Genomic DNA, 6,948 nt, shown 5'->3' with positions numbered 1-6,948 from the left:
TGTATACGACTATCTTTGATTATACTATGGTACGTTGATGTGATTTCTTTTCGATTGTTCATTTTTAAAATAACGCATTAGGGAAGGTTGTTTAACTAAGCTGCCCGTTAGCTCAATAAAGAAATGGAGCAGCTGCCGCAGCAAACTGCTCCTTGTTTGTTCAACTATCGTTCTCCGTTAGCTCAATAAGACCAGCAGCACATACTGAAACCTGGTAGGATATTAGCTCATTGCCACGAAGGTGCTAACAAACCTAGTTTATTGAAAATGTTGATTTTGGGTGGTGTTATGTCTTATCGAATGAAACACTTTTTACAGTTTTAGTTAGTAATGTAAGTTACTGAGTAGGCCTTTTTAAATGAGAGTATATTTGCACAAATATTATAGCTAAACCTGCCATTAGTAGTCCCAGCACCTCAACAATCGATAAATTACGATGCAAGAAGAGAACATCCAATACAGTGACCTCCAATAGCATCAAATTGTTGATTAGACTATTTTCATAGGCTCTTAAGTGCTTTTGACTCCAAGTCCATAAGGAGAATGCAAATGAACCATTTATGATCCCCAGCCAAAGTAGAATACCGACAAGTGTCCAAGAGAAGCTTGGTAACCCTTCAAATAATAGTCCTATTATTAACATACCAAAGGCACCAATCGACATAGGAATGAGAACTAGATCACCCGGCTTTGCTCTGCCGTTTTTAAGTAAGTGCCTCGTAAGGGCCAAATGGATAGCATATCCAGCACAAGAAGCAAGTATTAATACAATTCCGCTAAAATGACTTTTCCCAAAATCCCAAGGGAAATAGAAAACAACAACTCCAGCCAGTGCTGCCATTATACCTATAAATGATGAGCGACCACGTAACTCTTTAAGCCAACAAACGTCTAGTATAAGTAAAGCTGCAGTATTACCAACGGAGAGTATCATACTCGTTTGTGTTGGTGTTATCAACATTTGGCCAGCGTACTGTAGTCCCTGTGCCATTAGATATCCGGTTACTCCAAGAATAACCAAATAATAGGGTCGTAATTTGATACGTGCATTTTCCTTTTGAGCATCCGGTTTTGGCATGATCATAGTTCGATTCCCCGGAATCAACCGAATTAGCAGCAATGTAATTGCAGAAACAGTGTATCGTAATCCGGCTAACGTAAAAGGTCCAATATTATGCTGAAACGCAAACTTATTTAAGATGTAAGAAGTCGACCAGAGCAAGGTGACCAATACGGCTGCACCAATGGCGAAAAAATAACGATCTTTGACTGTACCTACACGACTTGAGTCTTCCTTAGTCAACAGAGACACCTCTTGCTTCGTGAGCAATGAGCCATTCTCTGATACACTCCGTTGCCTTTGCTAAAGCCTGCCGATGATGATCATTAATTTCAATAGTAGGTAATCCATTTTCAGCAATGGTTAAACCAGTGGGCAACTCAAAAATGCGAGAATAACCACTCGCTAGCTCACCACGTGGACTGAACGCAATTCTCCCTTCTAACTCTCCATATGTAACTAAACTTCGATCATCGTCTGTACCTGGAGCCCACCGGGCAGTACGAACACCAGGATCTCCGCCCAAAACATTTACACATAACCCTGAGTCTTCCGCAACTACTATCCTATTCGATGTTAGCTGTACTGCATTGGCCTTCAAAAGCGCGTTTTCTTCAAAAGTTAATCCAGTCTCGTCAACTTCGTCCACTTCACCTGAAAATAACGCCCTAGTTTGGATCGGTAATTCCATTAGTCCTTCCATAAGCATTTTTATTTTCCTCGGGTTCCAAGTGGCTAAGACAATTTCCATAACTTTCTCCTCCTATTTAGCTACACTTATGGTTCGTATGATATGATTGTAGTTAAAAAAAGGGAAATAAAAAGAGTATACTTTTCAATTGGAAACTTCCCCTTTTTATTGTGGAGGTGAATTTTTTGCAGATATCGGAACATTTCTTCAATCTCAAGAACTTATTTGGCAAGCTCGAAGCGCAAATTTCACAGAAGACGACATTACAGGAGCTCGGCACAGTGTGGAACTGTACACCACGAAATGTAAAGTGGATCATCCGTCGTTTGTGTACGGCTGGGTGGATCGCATGGTCCCCAGGTCGCGGACGAGGTAATCGCTCAACGCTGACTATATTAACTTCGGAAGCGGAGGTAGCACTTGCACTTGCCCAGGAAGCAACGAATAAAGGAAGATTTCATGATGGAATAAGATTTCTTGAAGAGCATGACGTAGACGATGCAATACGTGGTCGTTTTGTACAATGGCTGGAAGGACAGTATGGTTACCGAGTAGATAAGAATGAGCATTATCAACTTGACACGTTGCGTCTACCCTTTTACCGTAGTATGCCTAATTTAGATCCGATTTTCACGCTTCGGCGCACGGAGTGGCATATGGCTCGGCAACTCTTTGATACGCTTCTTACCGAGGATGACAACAGCGGAGTCCTCCCTCATTTGGCTTATTACTGGGAGACTGACGAAACTGGATGTATATGGACTTTTTACATACGTAAAGGGGTACTTTTTCACGATAATACTGAACTGCATGCTAAGGATATTGTCTATACAATTAAACGTTTAACGTCTACAGATTTTGGACGAACGGAATGGACTGAGCTTCCATTAGATAAAATCCAGGCACAGGGCCCTTACTGTGTTGAGATTAGACTTACAAGACCTTATCATCTTTTATTACAACTGCTTGCTTCTCCGCGGGCTTCGGTCCTCCCCCTTTCTTCCGCAGAACGTTTGCTTGGGGATTTTGCACGTCTTCCTATTGGAAGTGGACCGTTCCGAGTGATTGAGAATGATAACTCCCAAATTGTTCTCGAGGCCTTTCCTTCCTATTTTTTGGGAAGAGCTCAACTCGACCGGGTTGAACTATGGATCATGCCGGAAACACGACATCGTCCATTGCCACTAAAGGAAATAGCAGGAGATACCCTCCCCTATATTCATCCATTCCAACTTCAAACACGAAACAATCAACCGCCTGACATTGAACGAGTAGAAACGGGATGCACATATATGACATTTCAACTGAACAAGCTGGGGCCTCTGGAATCTAACGATTTTCGACATTGGCTTTCTCGTGTGGCCAACCCACACCGCATGAATGCTGGTCTCAACAATCATACCTATGGCCCTGCGTACAGTTTTTTTCCCGATTGGAGCATTATAACCGAACAAAAGTTAAAGCGTAAATATATGAATGATGGCCCCAGCTACTTAAATACAGAACCAGATTCTCTAGATCCACCTCCCTTTTATCCAGAACAACCACTATCAATTCTTACTTATCATATACTGGGAGATTCCTTGGAGCGAAACGCTCGTTGGTTTAGCGAACAATGCGCTGTATATGGAATAAAAATTAACGTAGAAGTTCGAGATTATGAAGAGTTTATTCGTCCAGAGATTATCGATGCCGCGGATCTTGTATTAGCTAACGCTGTTGTTGATGATAATTCGGTAATTTCTTTCTTACGTCTTATGTTTGACGATCGTCACGTTATACGTAGGCATCTATCCCCGGAGATTTATGAACATCTAATCATAAGATTGCGCAAGATCGAAAATGAGCTTGAAGCAACCAAACGGATTCGAATGACTCAGGAAACGGAACAATGGCTTAAAGATAAACTGGCTATATCCTTTTTGTACCATTTAAACCAGTCCACTTACTACGACAATCGTTTAATAGGAATGCAAACAAATATTTATGGTTGGGCAGATTTTTATAGACTTGCGTTTCGACCGTCCAAACACTTATGATTTTTGCATATCCAGGAGTAGTAAAAACTTCGGGATGTTTTGGTTTAGCCCCCTTCAAACCGGTAATCTAAATAAGTTCTCTTCCTCGTTTTGAGACAGGAACTTGTTCAGATAAACAAAATAGCGACTTTGTATCAGATACCAAACACAGTCCCATTTCTATAGGATAAGCATATCAACAACCTTCGGGTTACCATCTGATTTAATCATGAAAGACTGCGGCCAGCTCCAGGCGCCGGAAGAACTTAATCAATAGATTTTCTATCGAAAAGTAAATTTTCTACTAAACTAAAACACTACAGAAAATTTGAGCAAGATCAAGAATACCTTAGAAACTTCGTGCTATTCAACTATCCTGCCAGATAGTTTAATGAGGCCACCGATCTCGCCGGCAGCCTCGTCTTGATTTTGATTGGAACTATACTTCCCAGTTAGCTCAACAGGCTATCGAATCTTACAACCGACCGACTGCCTGGGAATTGAATGTTAAATATACTTGATCCAATCGTGACCATCAGGGAATTGCAGTAAAAAAGAGGATCTCAACCATGCTTTTTCTTGAGGTAAAAGTAAAGGAAGAATTGTCTTAAAATCGCTATAGTCCTTTTCCCTTACTTGCGAAGAGCCCCCTTTATGGAGTAGTTGGATTTCAGGTCTCAGGTAAGGAATTCCGTCGACAGTTTTTAGAAACATTTCATCTATTGGTCTTTGAATTTTTATATTTCTCTTATAAATCCAACTGTTATCTTCTGTATCAATTATCATTATTTGAAATGCCCAAGGAGTCTCACTATTCTTACTCACCCATATATCATTTGTATTATCTAAGTACTCTCCATCCCAAAGAGTAAGCCTTCCTCCTTCAGCTCTGTACAATATCCAATCAGGACTTAAATAATTGAACACAATTAATTGATCTTCACGAGTAATTATTACGTCTATGTCGCCATGCTCCCTTGTTTGCTTACACTGATGCAGATCCAAAGCCCAGCCACCAGCAATACACCACTTGATAGGCAACTTAGAGAATACTTTATTTATATCCGATACGGTTAGTGGCATCCAATTATCTAAATCTGTTCTCAAACCAACTCACTCCTCCTCTTACCTTTTCTTGGTATAGACTATTTTTCCTGCATTATCCTGTCCGTTAACTGAGCGAAGGGCTGCTACGAGGCAGCCCTTCTGGTATTTAACTATCGTGTCCCGTTAGTGTAACATCTAAAATTGATTATTATATACGTTCATTTTAATTTTCATCATATATGAACTCTAAGTATCTATAATTCCACATATTTTCATAAAAACTAATAGTCTCTTTTGCAGACATAAATGAATTATTTAATGTGGAGGTTGCGTTTTTTACCATAAGGTTTTTGTAACCCAGTCCATGAGCAAATTTAATAGTAGCATCCATACAGTATTCAGTTTGAGCACCGCAAAATTCTATACTGTGTACATTTAATTGATCTAATGTTTCTTTTAAGTTCGTTCTGTAAAAAGAATTTGCATGTATTTTTCTCACCAAAATATCTTGTGCTTTAACATCAAGTTTAGTATTTATAGCCCAAAGTTCCTCTCCAGGTACTAATTCCTCATCACAGTGCTGAACAAAGATAATTTGTTTATGCAACTTTCTGTACAAGGAGATTCTTTCATTTACTTTAGTAAGTAATTTTTCTAATTCAAACAAATGCTCTTTGTTGTAACAAACACCATTTTGTAAATCGATGACTATTAAAACATCCGCGCAAATCCCCAAAATCTCCACCTCATTATATAACTTTAACTTTTCAATTTTATTATATCATTCTTTACTGTACTAAACTGTCCGTTAGCTTAATCAAGAAAAGAGCAGCTGCCGCAGCAAACTGCTCCATATTTGTTCAACTATCGTCTCCAGTTAGCTTAATCAACCTTGAGTTTTTCGACGGTATCCTTCTTCAAGGATTTGTTTAAGACCTTCAGTTCTTTTTTGAATAAACGTGCTCCAAAATATCTTGCCTTTCTCAGCTAATTCTTCTTGTGAATAGATGCCTTCATCATACTTTCCCCAACAACCATCTTGAGTTAGCTTATCCCATCCTAGATAATCTGCATAAAGACGATTTTCTGAAGGTATGTCTGAACCCATAGAGTTAGATTTAACCAGTTCAGGACAAAGCCACATAGCCGTACAAACGGATAATATACCACCGTGCATTTCGTTCAAGCCTTTTAAACCTGCCGCTTCAACTGCTTCATTCCATGCAAGATGATTATTATGATTTGCGGAAATCAAAATAATCTCCGGGTATTTGTAATTGATATGCTTAACAAATGCACCTTCCCAGTAAGACCCGCCATGTCCAGTGCAGACCAAGAACTTTCTAAATCCTTGTCTTATTAGGTTGCAAACAATATCTTCCAACATAGCTGTTAAGATGTTGGGGCTTACGGTAACTGTTCCCTTGAAATTGGCATGCTCTTCAGAGGTATTAAAGGGGATTGTAGGCAACACGTAAGCATTCAATTCATTTCCGTATGCGGTCGCATATAACTCAGCAATAAGCGTATCTAAATGCATGGGCAAGTACGGTCCAAACTGTTCCGTAGCCCCAACCGATAGAACAGCTGTATCAATCCCACTATTTGAAATTTCCAATGTCGTGTTCTTAAAATTTAGCATTCTAGCACTCCTTAAGAAGTTAATTTCTTAGTACCACGCTAAATTGTACCATTTTTTGAGTGGTAAAGAACGGTTATATAAAAACCTGTGACTGGGTATTAAACTCATCTGCCCGTTCGTATTATGAGATCAACCATTTCTTTCTGGTTGATCCTTTTTGCATTTGCTTCGAGGATTAGAGTAGCCGGGTCGAACGTACCTGCCCGTGGGACTTGATCCCGAGCGCTATAATGTTCACCCCTACTTGTCATGACCATGATTGAGGCTGGTTGGGACATAGATCCCGTATCACATGCGATGCTGTGGAGCGACAAGGAGGTTCATAGGGGCTGCCGGCAAATCTACTTCGAGGAGAGATAAAATGAACCCTGTTATAGGGCAATGTCATTAAGTTAAGGTGCTGAACCAAATAACTATGTAAAAGAGCAGGTTATCGAAAGATAGCCTGCTCTTTTTTTGCGTGAAAAAGATTAAAAGAACTTGACAAGCA

6 protein-coding genes are annotated in these 6,948 nt (G+C 39.8%); 1 reads left to right on the top strand and 5 read right to left on the bottom strand.

Features of this window, described 5'->3' with window-relative positions; genetic code table 11:
• Positions 1–337 precede the first annotated feature (337 nt).
• On the bottom strand, positions 338–1,303 hold the full coding sequence (locus AC6ESP_RS29365) for a DMT family transporter (protein WP_497100330.1): 966 nt from the start codon (positions 1,301–1,303) through the stop codon (positions 338–340).
• A complete protein-coding gene (locus tag AC6ESP_RS29360; RefSeq protein ID WP_497100329.1) occupies positions 1,296–1,811 on the bottom strand; it encodes a non-canonical purine NTP pyrophosphatase in 516 nt (171 codons plus the stop codon). The genes AC6ESP_RS29365 and AC6ESP_RS29360 overlap by 8 nt, the downstream gene beginning before the upstream one ends.
• Before the next feature lie 125 nt (positions 1,812–1,936).
• Here AC6ESP_RS29360 and AC6ESP_RS29355 point away from each other — a divergent pair, with 125 nt between their 5' ends.
• Positions 1,937–3,790, top strand: coding sequence for an ABC transporter substrate-binding protein (locus AC6ESP_RS29355; protein ID WP_497100328.1), 1,854 nt, complete (start codon positions 1,937–1,939; stop codon positions 3,788–3,790).
• 486 nt (positions 3,791–4,276) lie between these two features.
• Here AC6ESP_RS29355 and AC6ESP_RS29350 read toward each other — a convergent pair whose 3' ends face one another.
• The 3 genes from AC6ESP_RS29350 to AC6ESP_RS29340 form a co-directional block, all read right to left on the bottom strand.
• On the bottom strand, positions 4,277–4,876 hold the full coding sequence (locus AC6ESP_RS29350; protein WP_497100327.1) for a nucleotidyltransferase domain-containing protein: 600 nt from the start codon (positions 4,874–4,876) through the stop codon (positions 4,277–4,279).
• A gap of 163 nt (positions 4,877–5,039) precedes the next feature.
• Positions 5,040–5,552 (bottom strand): cysteine hydrolase family protein, encoded by a 513-nt coding sequence (locus AC6ESP_RS29345; RefSeq protein ID WP_497100331.1) that lies wholly within the window; start codon positions 5,550–5,552, stop codon positions 5,040–5,042.
• Between the two features lie 150 nt (positions 5,553–5,702).
• Entirely contained in the window at positions 5,703–6,458 is a 756-nt protein-coding gene (locus AC6ESP_RS29340) for a creatininase family protein (RefSeq protein WP_497100326.1), read from the bottom strand.
• Positions 6,459–6,948 lie beyond the last annotated feature (490 nt).

This window comes from Paenibacillus xinjiangensis (assembly GCF_059686975.1).
Note: the sequence above shows the minus strand (reverse complement) of the source record. Positions and strands in the feature narration are given on the sequence as shown.

Coding starts and splice junctions, on each gene's coding strand:
- AC6ESP_RS29360 (WP_497100329.1), bottom strand. CDS start 1,811: ATGGAAATTGTCTTAGCCACTTGGAACCCGAGGAAAATAAAAATGCTT.
- AC6ESP_RS29340 (WP_497100326.1), bottom strand. CDS start 6,458: ATGCTAAATTTTAAGAACACGACATTGGAAATTTCAAATAGTGGGATT.